The 18,687-nt window shown below is 70.7% G+C and carries 17 protein-coding genes; 7 read left to right on the top strand and 10 right to left on the bottom strand.

The window, feature by feature from the left end:
- The first annotated feature begins 106 nt into the window (after positions 1 to 106).
- On the top strand, positions 107 to 541 hold the full coding sequence (locus QWJ38_RS03080) for a DUF6678 family protein (RefSeq protein WP_290357564.1): 435 nt from the start codon (positions 107 to 109) through the stop codon (positions 539 to 541).
- 76 nt (positions 542 to 617) lie between these two features.
- Here QWJ38_RS03080 and QWJ38_RS03075 read toward each other — a convergent pair whose 3' ends face one another.
- The 5 genes from QWJ38_RS03075 to QWJ38_RS03055 all read right to left on the bottom strand — a co-directional run bounded on the left by QWJ38_RS03075 (position 618) and on the right by QWJ38_RS03055 (position 7,131).
- Entirely contained in the window at positions 618 to 1,202 is a 585-nt protein-coding gene (locus QWJ38_RS03075; RefSeq protein ID WP_290357563.1) for a histidine phosphatase family protein, read from the bottom strand.
- 62 nt (positions 1,203 to 1,264) lie between these two features.
- Entirely contained in the window at positions 1,265 to 1,798 is a 534-nt protein-coding gene (locus tag QWJ38_RS03070) for a chorismate--pyruvate lyase family protein (RefSeq protein WP_290357562.1), read from the bottom strand.
- A gap of 142 nt (positions 1,799 to 1,940) precedes the next feature.
- A complete protein-coding gene (gene proC / locus QWJ38_RS03065; protein ID WP_290357561.1) occupies positions 1,941 to 2,756 on the bottom strand; it encodes a pyrroline-5-carboxylate reductase in 816 nt (271 codons plus the stop codon).
- A 121-nt stretch (positions 2,757 to 2,877) separates the two neighbouring features.
- Positions 2,878 to 3,483 carry a DUF4136 domain-containing protein gene (locus tag QWJ38_RS03060; protein ID WP_290357560.1) on the bottom strand — a complete coding sequence of 202 codons (606 nt, stop codon included), beginning with the start codon at positions 3,481 to 3,483 and terminating at the stop codon, positions 2,878 to 2,880.
- 126 nt (positions 3,484 to 3,609) lie between these two features.
- On the bottom strand, positions 3,610 to 7,131 hold the full coding sequence (locus QWJ38_RS03055; protein WP_434063934.1) for an L-glutamate gamma-semialdehyde dehydrogenase: 3,522 nt from the start codon (positions 7,129 to 7,131) through the stop codon (positions 3,610 to 3,612).
- A gap of 93 nt (positions 7,132 to 7,224) precedes the next feature.
- Here QWJ38_RS03055 and QWJ38_RS03050 point away from each other — a divergent pair, with 93 nt between their 5' ends.
- The gene (locus QWJ38_RS03050) at positions 7,225 to 7,695 is read left to right on the top strand and encodes an Lrp/AsnC ligand binding domain-containing protein (RefSeq protein ID WP_290357559.1); all 471 of its coding nucleotides are present in this window, start codon (positions 7,225 to 7,227) and stop codon (positions 7,693 to 7,695) included.
- Between the two features lie 147 nt (positions 7,696 to 7,842).
- On the top strand, positions 7,843 to 8,100 hold the full coding sequence (locus QWJ38_RS03045) for a hypothetical protein (protein ID WP_290357558.1): 258 nt from the start codon (positions 7,843 to 7,845) through the stop codon (positions 8,098 to 8,100).
- On the opposite strand, the gene QWJ38_RS03040 is transcribed toward QWJ38_RS03045, so the two are convergent.
- From QWJ38_RS03040 to QWJ38_RS03025, 4 genes are all read right to left on the bottom strand, one after another.
- Entirely contained in the window at positions 8,065 to 8,739 is a 675-nt protein-coding gene (locus QWJ38_RS03040) for a phosphatase PAP2 family protein (protein ID WP_290357557.1), read from the bottom strand. The two genes, QWJ38_RS03045 and QWJ38_RS03040, sit on opposite strands and share 36 nt — an antisense overlap.
- A gap of 89 nt (positions 8,740 to 8,828) precedes the next feature.
- Positions 8,829 to 9,056 carry a YgdI/YgdR family lipoprotein gene (locus QWJ38_RS03035; RefSeq protein ID WP_290357556.1) on the bottom strand — a complete coding sequence of 76 codons (228 nt, stop codon included), beginning with the start codon at positions 9,054 to 9,056 and terminating at the stop codon, positions 8,829 to 8,831.
- A gap of 124 nt (positions 9,057 to 9,180) precedes the next feature.
- Positions 9,181 to 11,508 carry a putative bifunctional diguanylate cyclase/phosphodiesterase gene (locus QWJ38_RS03030; RefSeq protein ID WP_290357555.1) on the bottom strand — a complete coding sequence of 776 codons (2,328 nt, stop codon included), beginning with the start codon at positions 11,506 to 11,508 and terminating at the stop codon, positions 9,181 to 9,183.
- Between the two features lie 155 nt (positions 11,509 to 11,663).
- On the bottom strand, positions 11,664 to 13,736 hold the full coding sequence (locus QWJ38_RS03025; protein ID WP_290357554.1) for an NADPH-dependent 2,4-dienoyl-CoA reductase: 2,073 nt from the start codon (positions 13,734 to 13,736) through the stop codon (positions 11,664 to 11,666).
- A 140-nt stretch (positions 13,737 to 13,876) separates the two neighbouring features.
- Here QWJ38_RS03025 and QWJ38_RS03020 point away from each other — a divergent pair, with 140 nt between their 5' ends.
- The 4 genes from QWJ38_RS03020 (at position 13,877) to QWJ38_RS03005 (ending at position 17,987) form a co-directional block, all read left to right on the top strand.
- Entirely contained in the window at positions 13,877 to 15,196 is a 1,320-nt protein-coding gene (locus QWJ38_RS03020) for a DUF4397 domain-containing protein (RefSeq protein WP_290357553.1), read from the top strand.
- A gap of 170 nt (positions 15,197 to 15,366) precedes the next feature.
- Complete coding sequence (locus QWJ38_RS03015; protein ID WP_290357552.1) at positions 15,367 to 16,239, top strand: double zinc ribbon domain-containing protein; 873 nt, start codon at positions 15,367 to 15,369, stop codon at positions 16,237 to 16,239.
- Between the two features lie 46 nt (positions 16,240 to 16,285).
- A complete protein-coding gene (locus QWJ38_RS03010) occupies positions 16,286 to 17,287 on the top strand; it encodes a TAXI family TRAP transporter solute-binding subunit (RefSeq protein ID WP_290357551.1) in 1,002 nt (333 codons plus the stop codon).
- Between the two features lie 127 nt (positions 17,288 to 17,414).
- The gene (locus tag QWJ38_RS03005) at positions 17,415 to 17,987 is read left to right on the top strand and encodes a hypothetical protein (RefSeq protein ID WP_290357550.1); all 573 of its coding nucleotides are present in this window, start codon (positions 17,415 to 17,417) and stop codon (positions 17,985 to 17,987) included.
- Positions 17,988 to 17,990: 3 nt separating this feature from the next.
- On the opposite strand, the gene QWJ38_RS03000 is transcribed toward QWJ38_RS03005, so the two are convergent.
- Complete coding sequence (locus QWJ38_RS03000) at positions 17,991 to 18,674, bottom strand: DNA alkylation repair protein (protein ID WP_290357549.1); 684 nt, start codon at positions 18,672 to 18,674, stop codon at positions 17,991 to 17,993.
- Between the last annotated feature and the right edge of the window lie 13 nt (positions 18,675 to 18,687).

Below are 18,687 nucleotides of genomic sequence, written 5' to 3'. Positions count from 1 at the left end.
TCATTGTCGCCCGGGCCCCAGCGGGCCAAATACGATCAGCGGCATGACCCGCAGATGCCAAACTGCGAGCCCGCCCTGGGCGGAACTCGAGATAGGGAGAGCAAGCGTGAGCGACTTAGCGATGGCAGACGCCGGCAACGATGAGCGCCTGCGCGCGAAGACGCGGGCGGCGGTGAGGGCCCGCAATCTGGCGAGCGCCTCGAACAACACCCGCTGGAACGAACTCATCAGCCACTTCCGCTCGCTCGAGGACTGGCGCCCCTCCTATCGATCCAAGTCGGTGACGGGCTTTGTTTCGGGCTGGGACAGCGAATGGTTTGCCCATCTGCCCTTCCCTTTTGAAACGGTGGAATGGTTCGATATCGGCCTGCTCGAGGACGGCCCCTTCCTGGGCCATCTCTTGCCAGCAACGACCATCGACCACGGTCCGGAAATCCTGCCGGTGCTGGAACAGATCGGTTTCGAGTTCGAGCGGCGCGAGGATGTCGTGCGCATCTGGGGTTATCTGCCGAAATCCTATGAGGACTTTCCGCCCCGCTAGTCCGAGCCCTCGCTTCGCTAACGCTCAGTTCCACCGCCACCACGCAAATCCTGCCGTCAGCTTGGCGGCCACCCGCTCAGGCGACCAGCAGCCGCCCCAGAAGCCGCGGCGCGCCGTCGGCGCCTAGGCCCAGCACAAGGCCTTCGCCGGCGGCGGTGCCAACGTTCAGCAGCGCGCTCAGCACGAACATATGGGTGACCCAGGCCTCGAAGCGACCGGGGTGGGCGGCGGCCTCGCTCAGCGCGCCGCGTAGCTGGATCAGCGCGGCGGCATTGGCGCTGTCGCTGCCGGCGCGCGGCGATCCGAGCGCCGGCCAGGGCTCGGCCTCGCCAAAGGCCAGGCGCGCGGTCTCCAGGCAGCGGCACCAGGGGCTGGAACGAACGCGCGCCGGGTGCAGGCCGCGCTCGGCCAGCCAGGCGCCCAGGCGGCGCGCCTGCGCCCGGCCCTCCTCGTTCAGATTGCGCTGCGTGCCGCAATCGCCGAGGCGGAAGTTCGGCGGGTCCTGCGTGCCCGGCGCCAGCGCATGGCGCAGCGCCAGCACCACGCCGCCGGCTTGCAGCAAGGCCTGCGCATCGGGCGCCGGCTGGGCCGCGGCGCTGAGCCAGGGCGCGGCGAGGCCGGCAACAAGCAAATGGCGGCGGTCGATATTCTTCGGCAGCATCGCTAGGTCCCTCCTTGCTCGGGCGGTTCTGTTCATCATGCGGCCGCCGGCCGAAACCCTGCTCAGCGCCGGGCTTTGAAGTGCGCCAGCTCGGGCGCGAACAGCTCCATCACGCGCAGCTGCGCGCCGCCCCGGCTGAATACCGAGTTGCGCGACCACAGCATCTGCGCGGAGGCCGGCGCGCCGGTGGCGGCCCGCCATTGCTTGCACATCTGCCGCCGCGTATGGCCGTGGCGGGCCAGGCGGCGCGGCTGCAGCTCGCTGCGCGCGACGCGCGGATCGGCATAGAGCAGATGGCCCAGCGGCTTGCTGCCCAGGCCCTTCAGCGCGCGCCAGGGCCCGGCCAGCGCGCTCTGGTGCAAGGAGGAGCGCGCCCAGACCAGCGGCCGACCGTCGACGCGCAGGATCACCTCGCGCACGACCGTGCAGCCGCGCCGCGGCATGCCCAGCGCGCGCCGTTCGGCATGGCGCAGCGGGCTGACCTGTTGACGCAGCAGCTGCACCTCGTAGCGCTCGCCCAGCGCGGCCAGGCGCCGGCTCAGCGAACCGGGCGCGCGCAACCAGTCGCGCAAGCTGTCGCGGCTCGATATGCCCATCAAACAGCCGGCCTACTTGCGAGCGAGCGCCTGGCCGCTCCCAAGCCGCTCGCTCCGGCGATGTGCGTGCGGCTCGACGCCGCACGCATCGCCGTCCCCTCGGGGGACCGGCCAAGGTACTCCTTGGACGAGGGGCTCCACCTCAGTTGCCGAACTCGTCGCCCAGTTCGCGGGCGCGGCGCTGCGCGGCCAGCACGGCGCGCTGGATCGCCTCGCCGACGCCCTCGGCCTGCAGGCTGCTGATGGCGGCGTGCGTGGTGCCGCCCTTGGAGGTGACCTTCTCGCGCAACAGCGTCGGCGAGTCCTCGGACTGCAGGCCCAGAGCCGCTGCGCCGCCGCAGGTGGCCAGCGCCAGGCGCCGGCCTTGCTCGGCGCTGAGGCCCATCTGCTGGGCGGCCGTCATCATCGCCTCGACGACGTAGAAGAAATAGGCCGGGCCGGAGCCGGACAGCGCGGTCACGGCGTCCAGATCGTCCTCGCCCTCGACCCACAGCGTCGCGCCGGTGGGCGCCAGCACCGCCTCCACCTCCACGCGGTCGGCCGGCGAGACGGCCGCGCGCGCGTACAGGCCCGCAATGCCCCGGCCGATCAGCGCCGGCGTGTTGGGCATCGCGCGCACGACGCGCTCGCTGCCCGTGGCGCGCACGATGGCGGTGCTGCGGATGCCGGCCATCACCGACAGCTGCAGCGCGCCGCCCACAAGGCCGGCGCAGGGCGCGGCGGCCTCGGCAAACAGCTGCGGCTTGACCGCCCAGACCACCAGCCCCGCCTGCGCGAGGCTCGCCTCGGCGCCGGCCAGGCAGCGCAGGCCCGGGAACTGCTGGGCCAGGCGCTCGCGCTGCGCCTCGAACGGTTCGACGACCTGCAGCGACCCGACCGGACGGCCGGCGCGCAAAAGGCCGCCGAGGATGGCGCTGGCCATATTGCCGCCGCCGATGAATGCGATGCTTGAACTCATGGGCCGGTTCGGGTGCTGGTGAAGAAGGTGTCGGACAAGAAAAAGGGCTGCAAGTATCGCAGCCCCGTCCTGCTGGTGCAGCCGGCGTTTCAGCCGGCCGCCGATCGCAGCATGGTCAAGCTCACTTGGCCGCTGCGGAGGCCGGCGCTGCCGGCGCCGCGACCGGGAACTTGGCCATTGCCGCGACGACCAGCCGGTCCAGCGTGGCCTGGATCTGCTGCATGTCCTTCTGCTCGACCTCCTCGGTGACCACGCCTTCCCAGACCAGCTGCTTGCGCGCAGCGTCGACGACGTCGATGTTCAGCGTGCCTTCCTTGTACTGGTAGACCGTCGTGTTGTCGACATAGGCCGGCCAGGCGCCGTACAGGCCGCGGCGGTAGCCGTAGTAGCCAGCGCCATAGACCGGCGTCGGCGTGCTGCTCACATGGACCTTGTCGCTGAGCCGGCCGTTGAAGTTGACCAGCAGCTGGGGCGAGCTCTCGTCATAGCGCAGGCCGCGGGCCTGCAGCTCGCGCGTCGTCGCCGCCTTCAGCTGCTGCGACACGATGCTCTGGTAGCCGCTCTTGTCGGTGCCCAGCGGGTTCACATAACCGAAGGTCTTGTACTGCGAGAAATTGACCGAGCTGTCGCTGTTGGCGCGCACCTCGGGGCCGCTGGCGCATCCTCCAAGGACCAGCAGCGCGCCCGCGAGGGCCAGACTCAGACTTATGCTCTTGATGCTTGGCATGGTCGATCCATCTCCGTATCGGTTGAGAGTTCGGAGCTGCCGGCGGGGCCGGCCGCGCTTGAATCCTAATCCGCGACCGGCCGTTCCGCCAGCCTGGCAACTTGCCTGCTTCCCGAGCCCGCCGCCTCAGTGAGTACCGGCCAGCAGCGCTGCGTTGCCGCCGGCCGCCGCCGTATTGACGGTCAGGGTCTGTTCGGCAACGAAACGGTAGAGCTGGCGCGGCTGGCCGGCCGCGGCGATCAGCGGCAGGATGGCGCCGCTGCGCCGTGCCAGCCGGCGCTGCAACTGACGGGCCAGCGGCTCGTTGCCCTGCGCCAGCGCGACGCCGGCCAGACCGGCCGCGTCGAGCAGGCCGTCCAGCGCCGTCAGCGGCGCGGCGCGCAACGCCGCCGCCGGCACGCCGGCCTTGATGAAGGCCGGGCAGCGCTGGGCCGCATCGTCGGCCAGCCAGAGCACGCTGTTGCCGGCCAGCAGCGCGGCGGCCACCGCGGCCGCGCCGGCCTCGCCGCCGCCGACGACGGCGAACAGACCGCGCGCATGCAGGCGCAGGCGATTGCTCTCGCCGGTCGGGCCGGGCAGCTCCTGCTCGGCAAAGCTGCGCTCGGCCTCGCTGCACAGCGCGGCAAAGGCTGGCGCCGCGCGGCGCAGCAGCTGGATGCGCTCGATCAGCGGCGTCGCGGCCCAGGCCGCATCGACCGTGGCCGGCGGCGTCTCGCCGCCGCCGGCCGGCAGCGCCAGGCTTGCGGAGGCCGTGCCCGCCGCGCTGGCCGGCTCGGCGCCGAAACGCTTCAGGTAATTGGGACCGCCGGCCTTGGGGCCGGTGCCCGAGAGGCCCTCGCCGCCGAACGGTTGCACGCCGACGACGGCGCCGATGATGTTGCGGTTGACGTAGACATTGCCGACGCGCGCCTTGTCGGCCAGGCGCTGGGCGCGGCTGTCGATGCGGGTCTGGATGCCCAGGGTCAGGCCGTAACCGAGCGCGTTGATGCGCTCGACGACGGCGTCGACGTCGCCGCTCCAGCGCACCACGTGCAGCACCGGGCCGAAGATCTCGGCGCCCAGCTGCTCGATGCGCTGGAGCTCGAAGGCGACCGGGCGGACCAGGCGCGGCAGCTCGTCGTGCACCGGCGCCTCGGCGATCAGCCTCGCCTCGCGCTTGAGCCGCTCGACATGGCCGGCGATGTTCGCGAAGGCCTCGTCGTCGATGACGGGGCCGCAGTCGGTGGCCAGATCGGCCGGGCGGCCGACCCAGAGCTGCTGCAGCGCGCCCTCGAGCATCTCGATCAGGCCGTCGGCGATCGAGTCCTGCACGCACAGCAGGCGCAGCGCCGAGCAGCGCTGGCCGGCCGAGCGGAAGGCGCTCTGCACGACCGCGTCGACGACCTGCTCGGGCAGGGCGGTCGAGTCGACAATCATCGCGTTGATGCCGCCGGTCTCGGCGATCAGCGGCACCGGCGCGCCGTCCTTGGCGGCCAGCGTGCGGTTGATGATCTGCGCCACCTGGGTGGAGCCGGTGAAGCAGACGCCGGCCGTCGCCGCATGGGCGACCAGGCCCGCGCCGACCGTCTCGCCGGGGCCGTGCAGCAGCGCCAGCACGTCCTGCGGCACACCGGCCGCATGCAGCAGCTCGACCATCTTCAGCGCCACGAAGGGCGTCTGCTCGGCCGGCTTGGCGGCCACCGTGTTGCCGGCGACCAGCGCGGCGACGACCTGGCCGGCAAAGATCGCCAGCGGGAAGTTCCAGGGGCTGATGCAGACGAAGACGCCGCGGCCGCGCAGCTGCGGATCGAGCTCGGCCTGGTCGGCGTAATAGCGCAGGAAGTCGACCGCCTCGCGCACCTCGGCGACGCAATCGGCCTGGGTCTTGTAGGCCTCCTTGACCAGCAGCGCGCAGAACTCGGGCAGGGCCGCGTCCAGCGCGTCGGCGGCGCGGCGCAGCACCGCCGCGCGCTCGGCCACCGGCCGCGCGTTCCAGGCCGGGAAGCCGAAGGCCAGCCGCTCCATCGCGGCGGCCACATCGTCGGCATCGGCCTCGGCGACCGGCTGCACGACCGCGCGCTGCAGCGCCTGCTGGATCGCGACGCGCTGCGCCGGCGCCGTCAGGTCCAGGCCGGTGGAATTCGGCCGGCCCGGGTAGATCGCCGCCGGCAGCGGCAGCGCGCCGGCGTCGGCCAGCTCCGCGAGCGGCGAGCCCAGCAGCTCCGGCAGATCGACATTGGCATCGGCCAGCTGGTGGACAAAGGAGGAATTGGCGCCGTTCTCGAGCAGGCGGCGCACCAGATAGGCCAGCAGGTCGCGGTGCTCGCCGACCGGGGCGTAGACGCGGCAGGGAATGCTGCCGTCCTTCAGCACCTCGCGGTAGACGCCCTCGCCCATGCCATGCAGGCGCTGCATCTCGAACTTGGCGCCGGCCGTGCGCGCCATCTGCACGATCGCCGCGATCGTGCCGGCGTTGTGGCTGGCGAACTGCGGGTAGATCACATCGGCATGCGCGATAAGGCGCTGCGCGCAGGCCAGATAGGACACGTCGGTGTGCTGCTTGTGGGTGAACACCGGATAGGCGGCGAGGCCCAGCTCCTGGGCGCGCTTGATCTCGCCGTCCCAGTAGGCGCCCTTGACCAGGCGCACCATGAATTTCAGGCCATGCTTGCGGGCGATCGCAGCGACCTCGTCGACGACGGCCAGGGCCCGCGTCTGATAGGCCTGCACCGCCAGGCCGAAGCCGCGCCACTGCGGATAGGCGCCGGCAATGCGCTGGGCCAGCACGTCCAGTACGTCCAGCGAGAGCTCCAGGCGGTCCACCTCCTCGGCGTCGATGGTCAGATTGATATTGGCTTGTGCCGCCAGCTCGATCAGCCGCCAGACGCGCGGCAGGAGCTCGGCGAACACCCGCTCGCGCTGCAGCACCTCGTAGCGCGAGAACAGCGCGGAGAGCTTGATCGAGATGCCATCGGCGCTCTCGGGCGCCTCGGCACGGCGGCCGCCGGCGATCGCCTCGATCGCGGCGACATAGGCGGCGTGGTAGCGGCGTGCATCGTCCTCGGTGCGGGCGCCCTCGCCCAGCATGTCGTAGCTGAAGCGCAGCATGCCCTGAACCTTGCGCGCGCCGGCCGCCTCGCCCATCGCCTCGCCGATATTGCGCCCCAGCACGAACTGCCGGCCCAGCAGCTGGATCGCCCGCACCGTGGCGGCCACGACCGTCTGCGCGCCCAGGCGCTTCAAGAGGCCGCCCTCCTCGTCGGCGCCGGGCAGGAACTTCTTCGACAGGCCGATCGCCGAGGCCGACAGGCTGGCCAGCATCTTGTGCGGGCCGTCCGAGGCGCCGTCGAAATCGGCGCGGCCCAGCTGGTCGGCCGTCAGCGCGATCGCGGTCGGCGCATCGGGCACGCGCAAGAGCGCTTCGGCCAGGCGCATCAGGGCCAGGCCCTCGGCGCTGGTGATCGGGTACTCGCGCAGCAGCGACTCCATCGCCCAGAACGGCGCCGGGTTGGCGCGCACCTGCTGCACCCAGGGCGAGGCCTGGGCGATCACGCCCGGCCAGTCCAGCGCGCGGCCCAGGCCCTGGGCCAGCTGGCGCACGACGGCGATCTCCTCGCGATAGGGGTCGGGTAGGCGCTGGGTTTCGGGCGGCATGGCGAAGTTGCTCATAAAAAGGTCCTGTCTTGAATGATCGGCACTTTAAGAGCGGTTGCGATGGATTAAATTCGCATCATTGCCACTTCACTAGTTATAAATTCTGAAATGGACATCGAAAACAAGCTGGATGCGATCGATGCACGAATTCTGCGCGCGCTGCAGGCCGACGGGCGCATCTCCAACCTGAAGCTGGCCGAGGCGGTGCATCTGTCGCCGACCGCCGTGCTGGAGCGCGTCAAGCGCCTGACCCGCGAGGGCTACATCCTCGGCTACGAGGCGCGGCTGAACCCGGAGAAGCTGGGCGCGGCGATGCTGGTCTTCATCGAGATCCTGCTCGACCGCACGGTGCAGGACGTGATGGACAACTTCAAGGCCGCCGTCCAGGCCCGGCCCGAGATCCTCGAATGCCATCTGGTGGCCGGCGGCTTCGACTACCTGCTGAAGACGCGGGTCTCGAATATGAGCGCCTACCGCGAGTTCATCGGCAGCGTGATCTGGACCCTGCCGGGCGTGCGCGAGACCCGCACCTATGCGGTGATGGAAGAGGTCAAGAACACGACGGCGCTGGTGATCTGAACGAGCGGCGGGGGAAGAGCCGGGAGGCCCCCCCTTTTGGTGGGCCGGGTCTACCCCTCCCCCGCAGAACCGCCGCGCGAGTGATGGGCGGCGGGGCGGCCGTCGCCGAATATCTGCTCAAGCTTTTTCGTTCGGGAGCAGACCACCATGCAAGCCGCCGCCAGCCTCCATGCCGCCCCGCTGCAAGCCCTCGCGCCGCATGCGCTGAAGGCCCTCGACGCCGCCGACGCGGCGGCGCTGGTCGCGATGGGGGAGAAGCAGGAAACGGTGAACGAGCGCCAGGGCTGCGGCTGGTTCGAGTCGAGCTACGAGCTGAGCGCCGGCCTGGAGGTCACCGAGCAGGCGGACCGCTGCCTGTTCGATCTCTGGTCACTGGTCCAGCAGGGCGGGCAGGGGCTGCATTGAGGAGGGCATGGCCGCCGGCTCGCGCAGCAGCGATTCGCGGGTATAGGGCTGTTCGCGGCCCGACAGCTGCAGCGACAAGGCCATCACCCAGTCATGGGTGCGCGAGCGCGGCGCCGACACCGGCAGGATCAGCAGGGCCGCGGCCAGGGCGGCCGGCAGCCGGTGCGGCAAGCGGGGCAGCTGCCGCGGCAGGCCGGCCAGGCTGACGAGGCTGGCCGCCGCGCCGAGGGCGAAGCCCAGCAGCAGCTCCGACGGCGAATGGGCGCGCAGCGGCAGGCGCGAATAGGCGATCGCCGCGGCCAGGGCAAAGGCCAGCGCCACGCCGGCGCGGCGCACGAGCGGCCGCCGGCAGCGCGCCAGCGCCACCCAGGCCAGCATCGGCAGGCAGGCGGCGGCGAACATCGCGTGGCCCGAAAGCCCGGTGAAGTCCCAGTCGGCCACGCCCCAGGCCCAGCCCATGAAGGCCAGCTTGCTGAGCGTGGTCAGCGCCGCCACGAAGGCCAGACTCAGCAGCCAGCGCAGCGCCAGCCGGCCCTGGCCGGCGCCGCGCCACAGCCAGGCGGCAGCCAGCAGCACCAGGGGCAGCAGGATCTGCGCCTCGCCGAGCCGGCTCAGCCATTGCCAAGAGAAAAACGCCATGCCGCCATGCTAAGCGGTGGCGTGGAGGGCAAGGCTGGAAAAAGACCGCTTTCGGGCGGTCTTGCGGCGCGAAACGTCCGGAAAGGCGCTCAGCGCTCCATGATCTGGACGACGTCGCTCTTCAGGATCGTCGCCTTGCGGCCTTCCGAGTCGCGGTAGACGTACATGCCGGTCTTCTCGTCGAGATCGGGCTTGCCGTCGACGGCGATCATCCGGCCTTCCTTGGTGCTGATGATGTACTGCGTGCTGCCGCAGGCGACCAGCAGGACGGTGGCGGCGAGAGCGGACAGCAGGGTCGTGACTTTCTTCGTCGTCATTGCGCACTCCAGGGATGGATGGGGTCAGATCATGCCAGGCCGCAAGACCGGGCACCAGAGGTCCCAACGCTGCGCGCGAACGCGGCGCTTGTCAAGCGGCCGCGCGCCGTCCGCTCACAGCGTCTCAGGCGAGCTGCAGATGCTTGCCGGCGCGCTGCGGCGGCGCCTCGTGGACGATGAGGCTGAAGTCCTCGGCCGGCGCGGGGCGGCCGTAGTACCAGCCCTGCGCCCAGTCGCAGCCCTCGCGGCGCAGCCAGGCGGCCTGCTCGGCCGTCTCGACGCCCTCGGCCAGCACGTCCAGGCCCAGGCTGCGCGCCAGCACGATGACGGTGCGCGCGATCGCGGCGACGTTGGCATCGCTGCTCAGCTCGCTGACGAAGCTGCGGTCGATCTTCAGGGTCTGCACCGGCATGCGCTTCAGATAGCTGAGCGAGGAGTAGCCGGTGCCGAAGTCGTCGATCGCGACGCGCACGCCGCGGCTGCTGAGCCGGCCCAGCAGCTCGATCGCGCCTTCGGCGTCCTCCAGCAGCAGGCTCTCGGTGACCTCCAGCTCCAGCGCCTGCGGCGGGCAGCCGGTCTCGTGCAAGATCTGGTCGACCGTCTCGACGAAATCGGGCTGGCGCAGCTGGCGCGCCGACACATTGACGGCCACCTGCTGCGGCTTGCCCGGCTGGCCCTGCCAGCGCGCCGCCTGCGCGCAGGCGGTCTCCAGCACCCAGCGGCCGATCGGCACGATCAGGCCGGTGTCCTCGGCCAGCGGGATGAACTCGGCCGGCGAGATCGGGCCGCGGGTCGGATGGCGCCAGCGCAGCAGCGCCTCGGCGCCGATCAGCGCGCCGTCCGACAGGCGCACCTGCGGCTGGTAGTCGAGGCGGAACTGCGCCGCCTCGTTGGCCAGGCGCAGCGCGTGGGTCAGCTCGAAGCGCTGCTGCACGGCCAGGGTCAGCTCGGGCCGGTAGGCCTGCACCGTGTTGCGCGCATGGGCCTTGGCGCGGCACATCGCCGCCTCGGCATTGCGCAGGAGTTCGTCGACGTTGACGCCGTCGGTCGGGAACAGGGCCAGGCCGATGCTGGCGCCGAGCTGGAAGCGGCGGCCGTCGACGACGATGGGCTCGTCCATGGCCTGGATCAGGCGGTCGCCCAGGCGCATCGAGGTCTCCTCGTCGACCAGGCCCGAGAGCACGATGACGAACTCGTCGGCGCCGACGCGGGCGACCGAGTCGCTGGCGCGCACGACATTGATGAAGCGCTCGGTGGTCTCCTTCAGCACCGCGTCGCCGGCGGCATGGCCGGCGATGTCGTTGACGTCGCGGAAGCCGTCCAGATCGATATAGAGCACGGCCACGCAGGTGTGGTCGCGCTGGGCGATGCCGATCTGGCGGCCGATGCGGTCGCGCAAGAGGGCCAGATTGGGCAGGCCGGTCAGGCGGTCGTGCAGCGACTGGTGCAGCAGCTCGGCCTCGGTCTGCTTGATGCGGGAGATGTCGGTCAGCACCGACAGATAGTGCGGCGCGCTGCCCGGCTCGGTGGCGGGCACGCAGACCATGGTGGCCCAGACCGGGATGCTGTTGCCGTTCTTGTGGCGGTTGACCAGCTCGCCGCTCCACTTGCCCTGGGCGCCGACCTCGGCCCAGAGCTTCTTCAGCACCTCGGGATCCTGCTCGTCGGGCTGCAGCCAGCGCGGCAGCGTGCCCAGCAACTCCTCGCATTCGTAGCCGGTGATCGCGCACAGCGCCGGGTTGACGTCCTGGATGCGCAGGCCGGCATCCATCACCATGATGCCCTCGCCGCAATGCTCGAAGACGGTGACCGCGCGGTGCAGCTTGGTCATCGCATCGCGCAGCGCCGTCACGTCGCGCGCCACGCCGACGGCGCCCAGGCATTGCTCCTCGTCGAAGACCGGTGCCTGCACGACGTCCAGGCAGACGCGCTCGCCATTCGGCTGCGTGACCCAGCTCAGCGTGCGCTGCGTCGAGACCGAGGCGGCGCCACCCAGCGCGCCGCTCCAGGCCGGCCGGCGCTCGAGCTGCTCGTCACGGCGGCCCAGCAATTCCGCCTCGGCCAGACCCAGGCATTGCTCGAAGGCCGGGTTGCAACCCTCGTAGGCGCCGCTGGCGTCCTTGAAGAAGACCGGGTCGGGGATGGCGTTCAGCAGCGCGCTCAGCTTGGTGCGCTCGCGCCGCACGCGCATCAACTCGGCACGCCGCTGGCGCAGCCGCAGGCGCTGCCATTGCAGCAGGCCCAGCACCAGGCTCATCGCCAGCGCGCCCAGCACGCACAGCGCGGCCAGCCAGAACACCGGGCTGTGCAGGTCGATGGCGCCCACCGCCGCGCCCTGGCCCGTCCCGCTCGCCATGGCCGGCCCGGCGCCGAATGCCTCCAGGGCCAGCAGCGCCATCCAGGCGCAAGCCAGCCCTGCCGCCCGCCAACTACCGTTGATCAAGAAGCTCATCGCTCTCAGACCTTATCCGTCGCACCATTCGGCAGGCCTTCCGAGCCCGCCGCCGGTGCTGCGTTTGTGAATACGTCGACCTCCCCGGACAGCGGGACGTCCCCTCGTTTCGACGATTCGGTAGTGTCTGGGCCTCGCTTGAGCCTGGCTAGGGTTTACAGAGAAGCCGCAAGCCGCGTTCCCTGCAAAATTGCACGCTTTGCATCCAATTCGCCGGCTTCCAGCGCGCCGCCGATCAGATGCACGCGTGCGCCTGCCGCCCGCAGCGGCGCTTCGAGCTCGCGCAGGGGCTCCTGGCCGGCACACAGCACGATGGTGTCGGCGGCGATCAGCTGGCTGTCCTTGCGCTGCTCGCCATAGCTGACCCACAGACCCTCGGCGGTGATCGCCTCGTAGTTGACGCCGGCCAGCATCTCGACGCCCTTCATCTTCAGCGCCGCGCGGTGGATCCAGCCGGTGGTCTTGCCTAAGGATGCGCCGAGCTTGCCGCTCTTGCGCTGCAGCAGCGTGATCTCGCGCGCCGGCGCCGCCGGCTGCGCGCGCACGAGGCCGCCGCGCACCTCGGCCGGATCGGCCACGCCCCATTCGCGCCGCCAGGCCGCGGGGTCGAGGGTCAGGCTGTGCCCCTCTTCGGCGCCGGCCTCGGCCAGGTATTCGGCGACGTCGAAGCCGATGCCGCCGGCGCCGACGATGGCGACCCGGCGGCCGACCGGCTTGCCGTGCAGCAGCACGTCGATATAGCTGAGCACCTTGCCGGCCAAGGCCGGATCGTCCTGGCCCTTGATGCGCGGATCGCGCGGCGTCACGCCGGTCGCCAGCAGCACCTCGTCGAAGCCGCGCAGGTCCTCGGCGGCAACGCGTCGGTTCAGGCGCAGCCTCACGCCGGTCGTCTCGATGCGGCGGCCGAAGTAGCGCAGGGTCTCGGCGAACTCCTCCTTGCCGGGGATGCGCCTTGCCATATTGAACTGGCCGCCGATCTGCGCCGCCGCGTCGAACAGCTCGACCGCATGGCCGCGCTCGGCCAGGGTGGTCGCCGCGGCCAGGCCGGCCGGGCCGGCGCCAACGACGGCGATCTTCTTGCGCGGCTGGCTGGTCGCCGCGATTGGCACGATGCGCAGCTCCTGCTCGTAGGCCGCGCGCGGGTTGACCAGGCAGGTCGAGATCTTCTGCGCGAAGGTGTGATCCAGGCAGGCTTGGTTGCAGGCAATGCAGGTATTGATCTCGTCGGCGCGGTTCTCTCGCGCCTTCTTGACGAAGTCCGGGTCGGCCAGGAAGGGCCGCGCCATGCTGACCATGTCGGCGCTGCCCTCGGCCAGCACGTTCTCGGCCACCTCGGGCGTGTTGATGCGGTTGCTGGTGATCAGCGGCGTCGTGATGCCGGCGGCACGCAGCTCGGTCCGCAGCTTCTGCGTGACCCAGGCGAAGCCGGCGCGGGGCACGCTGGTCGCGATCGTCGGGATGCGCGCCTCGTGCCAGCCGATGCCGGTGTTGATGATGGTCGCGCCGCCGGCGGCGACGCGCTTGGCCAGTTCGACGACCTCGTCCCAGCTGCTGCCGTTGGGGATCAGGTCCAGCATCGACAGCCGGTAGATGATGATGAAGTCGGGCCCGACCGCCGCGCGCATGCGCGCCAGGATCTCCAGCGGCAGGCGCATGCGGTTTTCGTAGCTGCCGCCCCAGCCGTCCTGGCGCTGGTTGGTGTGCGCGACCAGGAACTGGTTGATGAAATAGCCCTCGGAGCCCATCACCTCGACGCCGTCGTAGCCGGCCTCGCGCGCCAGCTTCGCGCAGCGGACGAAGGCGCGGATCTGGCGCTCGATGCCGCGCTCGGAGAGCTCGCGCGGCGTGAACGGCGAGATCGGCGACTGGATGCGCGAGGGCGCGACGCAGAAGGGCTGATAGCCATAGCGGCCGGTGTGCAGGATCTGCAAGGCGATCTTGCCGCCCTCGTCGTGGACGGCCTTGGTGATCAGGTGGTGGCGGCGTGCCGCGCCGCTGCTGGCCAGCGTGCCGGCAAAGGGCTTGGCCCAGCCCTCGATATTCGGCGCGAAGCCGCCGGTGACGATCAGGCCGACCTCGCCGCGCGCGCGCTCGGCGAAATAGTGGGCCATGCGCTCGAAATGCTTGCGCCCGTCCTCCAGCCCGGTGTGCATGCTGCCCATCAGCACGCGGTTCTTGAGCGTGGTGAAGCCGAGGTCCAGCGGGGCCAGCAAATGCGGATAGCTCATGGCGGTGGGCGTTGTTGAGGGCCGCCGATGCTAGCAACGAATCTTCACGGCCGGTACACAAGCGGCAAAGCCGCAGCAACGCCGCCCCACTCCAATCGCCGCAAGCGCAATCGGGCGCGAGACGCACAGGAGAAAGTTTCATGGGTTTCATCAGCCACGGACGGATGGCGGCGACGGCGCTCGGGCTCGGCGCGGCAGTGTTGCTGGCCGGCTGCGGCGGCGGTGGCAGCGGCGACGACAAGAAGGTCGAGATTCGTCTGGTCAATGCCAGCGCCAGCTACGCCTCGCTGGATCTGAAGGTCGCCGACAACACGGTCAACAGCAACGTCGCCTATGGCTCGGCCGGCAGCTATGCCTCGGTCAGCACCTCGGACACCGCCTCGCAGCTGGTCAGCGGCGGCACCGCGCTGGCGACGACGACACCGACCCTGACCGCCGGCTACAAATACAGTCTGATCGGCTATGGCTGGGCCGGCGCGATGCGCACCGCGCTGCTGCAGGAGGGCGAGACCGCCCCGGCCTCAGGCTCGACCAAGCTGCTGGTGCTGAACCTGGCGCCCGATGCCGGCGCACTGGACATCTATTTGAGCGCCAGCTGCAGCGAATCGCTGGACAACGCGACCGCCCTGGCGGCCAGCATCGCCGGCGGCAGCGGCAGCGGCTACACGACCACGACGGCCGGCACCTATTGCCTGCGCGTCACCGGCGCCGGCCGCAAGGACGATCTGCGCCTGACAATCCCCGCGCTCTCGCTGCCCAGCACCCAGGTCGCGACCCTGGTGGTCAGTTCGACCAGCGGCGGCGTGCTGGTCAACGGCATCACCATCGTGCAGACCGGTGCGGTCAGCAACTACGCCGGCACGAATGCGCGTGCCCGCGTCGTCGGCGCCCTGGGCGGCGGCAACAAGGTGGCGGTGACCCGCGGCGGCATCAGCCTGCTGCAGAACTCGGCCACGCCGACGATAGGCGAATACACGACCGTCGCCGCCGGCGCCGACTCGGTGAGCATCAGCGTCAACGGCGCGGCGCTGCCGGTGCAGACGCCGCAGCTGAACAGCGGTGGCGACTACACGCTGCAGGTCTGGGGCACGGCCGCCGAGCCCAAGGTCTCGGTGATCGCCGACGACAACCGCCTGCCGACGACCAGCGGCACGGCCAAGCTGCGGCTGATCAACGGCATCGGCAATATGGACGCCGGCCTGACCGCGACGCTGGACTACAGCGCCATCGCCAGCAATATCGCGCCCGGCAGCGCCTCCAGCTACGCCACCATCTCGGCCAGCACCTCCTCGCAGCTGACGATCAGCTCGCCGAGCTTCTCGGATCCGGTGTTCAGCCAGCCGGCCACCACCTCGTCGGCGGCGCTGGCCATCGTCTCGGGCGGCATCTACAACATCTTCCTAATGGGCGACGGCAGCGCGCTGAGCACGATCAAGGGCGTGCTGCGCAAGGAGCGCTGAGGCCGCGAGGCCGATGGCTTCCTCGGCAAGACAGGTGCCGGACCGGCGGGTCCGGCACTTTTTTTAGCCGCCGGCAGCTCCGGTCCCGCCCACATGGGTGGCTGGCGTGGGTCCGGGAACGGCCCTATAGTGGGGCGACACGGTGCTTGCGCCCCGTCCAGCTGTTGCCTATGTCACCGATACGACTGCCCGCCAAGCTGCCCACGCGCTGCCCGTATTGCGCCCACGTCAGCCCGGTCGACTCGAAGTTCTGCAATGAGTGCGGCGCGGCGCTGCATCTGCAGCCCTGCCCGCATTGCGGCGCGGTCAACGACCTGACCTTGACCGAGGTCTGCGGCCGCTGCGGCGGCGATCTGCAGCAGGCCGGCGCAACGGCCGAGGCCGCTGCCAACGATCCGCCGGCACTGGACCTGCCCGGCATTGCCGCCGCGGCCGCCGCCGCCGAGTCGGCGCCGCCGGACGAGCTGGACTCCGCCTTCCTGCACGCGCAGTCCGATTCGCTGCGCCCGCCGGCCCCGCGCGCGCTGCCGCTGCTGGTGATGCTCAGCAGCGCCGCCGTCGTGCTGCTGGCGGCCGCCGCCGGCTATTACTTCTACGAAGGCCGCACACCGGCCCCCTCGGCCAAGGCGACGGCCGTGATCGACTCGGTGGTGCGCGACGCGCTGTCCACCCAGCCGCCGGCCGAGCCGCCCGGCAGGTCCACCGCAAGCAGCACGCCTGGCGCGAGCCCCACTCCCCCCGTCGCGCCCGAGCGCAGCGAGGCCGCCGAGCCCTCGCCGCCGCCGACCCAGACCGCCGCCGCCAGCGAAGCGCTGCCCGGCATCGCGCCCGGCCCGGCGCCGCGCCGCAGCGAACGCCCGCCGCGCATGACCATCGCGCCGGCCAACGACGCCAATCTGCCGCCGATTGCGCTGCCGCCGACCCGCGCCGGCCCGAGCGGCAATAGCGCGATCGAACCGCCGCCGCCCCGGATCGGTGCCTGCACCGAGGCCGTCGCGGCGCTCGGCCTGTGCAACCCGAACGCCCCGTCCAACCAGAGGTAAAGCCATGCCCCAGGTCACGTCCTTGCCCCGCTCGATCGCTGCCGCCATGCTCCTCGGCCTGCTGCTGCTGGGCCGCGCCGGGCCGGCGCAGGCGGCGGCCGAGTACAAGATCGTGACCGCCTCGGACAAGGGCACCTATTACGCGATCGGCAAGGACCTGGCCCGGTTCGTCGCTCCCGAGGCCGATGTGCAGCTGGAGGTGCTGGCCACCTCGGGCTCGGCGGCCAATGTCAAGCTGCTGCGCTACGAGCCCGGCGTCAAGCTGGCCGTCGTGCAGGCCGATGTGTTCCAGGCCTTCGTCGACCGCGCCGGCGCCGGCAATCCGGAGGCGAACGCGCTGATCAAGCCGCTGCGCGTGATCCTGCCGCTGTACAACACCGAGATCCACTACATCGTGCGCGCCGACTCGCCGCTGAACTATCTGCACGACATCAAGGACGCCAAGATCAATGGCGGCCTGGTCGGCAGCGGCGCCGCGCTGATCACCCACACCCTGTACCGGATGATGTTCAACGAGCCGATCCCGGAGGCGCAGGCCAGCTTCATGTCCAACGAGGAGGCGCTGGTCAAGCTGATCGGCGACAAGTCGGTGGACGTCGTCGTCGTCGCCGCCGGCCAGCCGGCGCCGCTGATCGCGAACATGAAGCCGGAGGCGCAGAAGTTCATCAAGCTCTTGAAGTTCGACCCCAACAGCCCCTACAGCAGGCAGGCGCTGGGCACCTACGCGCCGGCCACCGTGCGCGCGGCCAGTTATCCGAACCTGCTGAGCGAGGATTTCACGACCATTTCGGTGGGCGCCTTCCTGGTCACCTACGACTTCAATCTGAAGGACACGGTCGGCCACCTGAGCAAGCTGGGCCGCTCGCTGTGCAACAACTTCTCGCGCCTGCAGGCCGACGGCCATCCGAAATGGAAGGAAGTCAGCCTCAAGCTGCCCGAGCTGGGCAGCGGCTGGACCTACTACGCTCCGACGGCCCGCGAGCTGCGCAACTGCACGCCGAGAAAGCGCTGCTCGAACGAGGAACGCATCCTCGGGCTCTGCAACTAGCGCCCGGGCCGATGGCCCGATGGAGCCAGGGCGCCGCGCGCCCCGGCCTCGCCGATTGGCCCGTCGGAGCGATGCGCGCCGGCCTGCACGCTGGCGACACTGGCGACCCATTCTTCGGGAGCCTTCGATGTCGATCTCGTCTCATTCCGTCCTTGCGCGCTGGGCCACGGCCGGCCTGCTGCTTCTTGCCCTGAGCCCCGCCGCCCGCGCGCTGAGCTTCAATTTCCATCAGGGTGGCTACGCCGGCGGCGCCTTCGTCAGCGGCCACTTCGGCGGCCAGGACCTGGACGGCGATGGCTGGCTGTACGGCTACGAGATCGATGATTTCGAGTTGAGCTTCTCCGGCAACTACGCGGTGCCCGCCTTCACCCACCACCTGGGGGATCTGAGCGGGATCGAGTACCGGCTCGACAAGGGCGGCGCCCTGCTCGGCGACGACGAGGGCGAGCACCTCGGCAGCAGCAATGCGACGCCCGTCTTCGCGCCCGGCCTCGACGAAGCGCCGCTCAGCGAGTACTCGGCGATGGGCTGGCCGAGCTACAGCATTCCGGGCAGCGTCACCCGGCAGCCCGACTGGGTCGCCTCGATGAGCGGCGAGTTCATCCAGATCAGCGCCGTGCCGGATGCGCAGAGCTGGGCCCTGATGCTGGCCGGCCTGGGCCTGATCGGCGCGCGGCTGCGGCAGCGCCACGCGCGCTGAAACTCAGCGGCCCATCGCCCCTTGCGCACGCGGCCGCAGCTCGTGCAGCGCATCCGCCGCGATCCAGCGGGCGCCCTTGCCGGGCTGTGCCTGCAACCGCTCGGCACAGGCGATCGCCTCGGCCCGCAAGGCGGGCGAGCGCTTGCCGATCTGGCGCAGCGCCCAGTTGACCGCCTTCCTGACGAAGTTGCGCTCGTCGTCGACCGCCACCTCGGCGATCAGCGGCAGCAGCGCGATGAAATCGGCGTCGGCGCGTTGCCTGTCGTGCACCGCCAGCAGCGCCAGCAGGGCGAAGGCGGCGCGGCGGACGAACTCCTCGTGACCGCGCGCCCAGACCGGAATCCGCCCCCAGGCCAGCGGCGACTTGCGGAACGCATTGCCGCAGGCCTGGTCGCAGACATCCCAGGCCTGCATGCCGCGGGTCCAGTGGTTCATCTGCGTCACCGTCAGCCGCGCCGGCTCCGCCAGCAGCGAGGCGACGATCTGCGCATCCGGGATGCCGGTGTCCCACAGCGCCAGCGCCAGCTCGTGATCGGGGCCGATCTGTCTGCCCAGCGCGCGCATCTGCGGCACCGACAGGCCCAGCCGCGTCGCGCCGGTCAGGCCGAAGCCGGCCATGGCCGCCAGCTGGTCCGGCCGGGCCTGGGCGCGCAGCTGCTGCAGGGTGACGGCAAGGCGGTCGTTCATCGGCGTTTCGCGT

Origin of the sequence: Roseateles violae, assembly GCF_030410485.1 — a bacterium.
Classification (GTDB): domain Bacteria; phylum Pseudomonadota; class Gammaproteobacteria; order Burkholderiales; family Burkholderiaceae_C; genus Roseateles_D; species Roseateles_D violae.
Note: the sequence above shows the minus strand (reverse complement) of the source record. Positions and strands in the feature narration are given on the sequence as shown.

Coding starts and splice junctions, on each gene's coding strand:
- QWJ38_RS03045 (WP_290357558.1), top strand. CDS start 7,843: ATGCAAGCCGCCGCCAGCCTCCATGCCGCCCCGCTGCAAGCCCTCGCG.
- QWJ38_RS03070 (WP_290357562.1), bottom strand. CDS start 1,798: ATGGGCATATCGAGCCGCGACAGCTTGCGCGACTGGTTGCGCGCGCCC.
- QWJ38_RS03075 (WP_290357563.1), bottom strand. CDS start 1,202: ATGCTGCCGAAGAATATCGACCGCCGCCATTTGCTTGTTGCCGGCCTC.
- QWJ38_RS03050 (WP_290357559.1), top strand. CDS start 7,225: ATGGACATCGAAAACAAGCTGGATGCGATCGATGCACGAATTCTGCGC.
- QWJ38_RS03010 (WP_290357551.1), top strand. CDS start 16,286: ATGCTCCTCGGCCTGCTGCTGCTGGGCCGCGCCGGGCCGGCGCAGGCG.
- proC (WP_290357561.1), bottom strand. CDS start 2,756: ATGAGTTCAAGCATCGCATTCATCGGCGGCGGCAATATGGCCAGCGCC.
- QWJ38_RS03005 (WP_290357550.1), top strand. CDS start 17,415: ATGTCGATCTCGTCTCATTCCGTCCTTGCGCGCTGGGCCACGGCCGGC.
- QWJ38_RS03055 (WP_434063934.1), bottom strand. CDS start 7,131: ATGAGCAACTTCGCCATGCCGCCCGAAACCCAGCGCCTACCCGACCCC.
- QWJ38_RS03035 (WP_290357556.1), bottom strand. CDS start 9,056: ATGACGACGAAGAAAGTCACGACCCTGCTGTCCGCTCTCGCCGCCACC.
- QWJ38_RS03015 (WP_290357552.1), top strand. CDS start 15,367: ATGTCACCGATACGACTGCCCGCCAAGCTGCCCACGCGCTGCCCGTAT.
- QWJ38_RS03060 (WP_290357560.1), bottom strand. CDS start 3,483: ATGCCAAGCATCAAGAGCATAAGTCTGAGTCTGGCCCTCGCGGGCGCG.
- QWJ38_RS03020 (WP_290357553.1), top strand. CDS start 13,877: ATGGGTTTCATCAGCCACGGACGGATGGCGGCGACGGCGCTCGGGCTC.
- QWJ38_RS03030 (WP_290357555.1), bottom strand. CDS start 11,508: ATGAGCTTCTTGATCAACGGTAGTTGGCGGGCGGCAGGGCTGGCTTGC.
- QWJ38_RS03000 (WP_290357549.1), bottom strand. CDS start 18,674: ATGAACGACCGCCTTGCCGTCACCCTGCAGCAGCTGCGCGCCCAGGCC.
- QWJ38_RS03025 (WP_290357554.1), bottom strand. CDS start 13,736: ATGAGCTATCCGCATTTGCTGGCCCCGCTGGACCTCGGCTTCACCACG.
- QWJ38_RS03040 (WP_290357557.1), bottom strand. CDS start 8,739: ATGGCGTTTTTCTCTTGGCAATGGCTGAGCCGGCTCGGCGAGGCGCAG.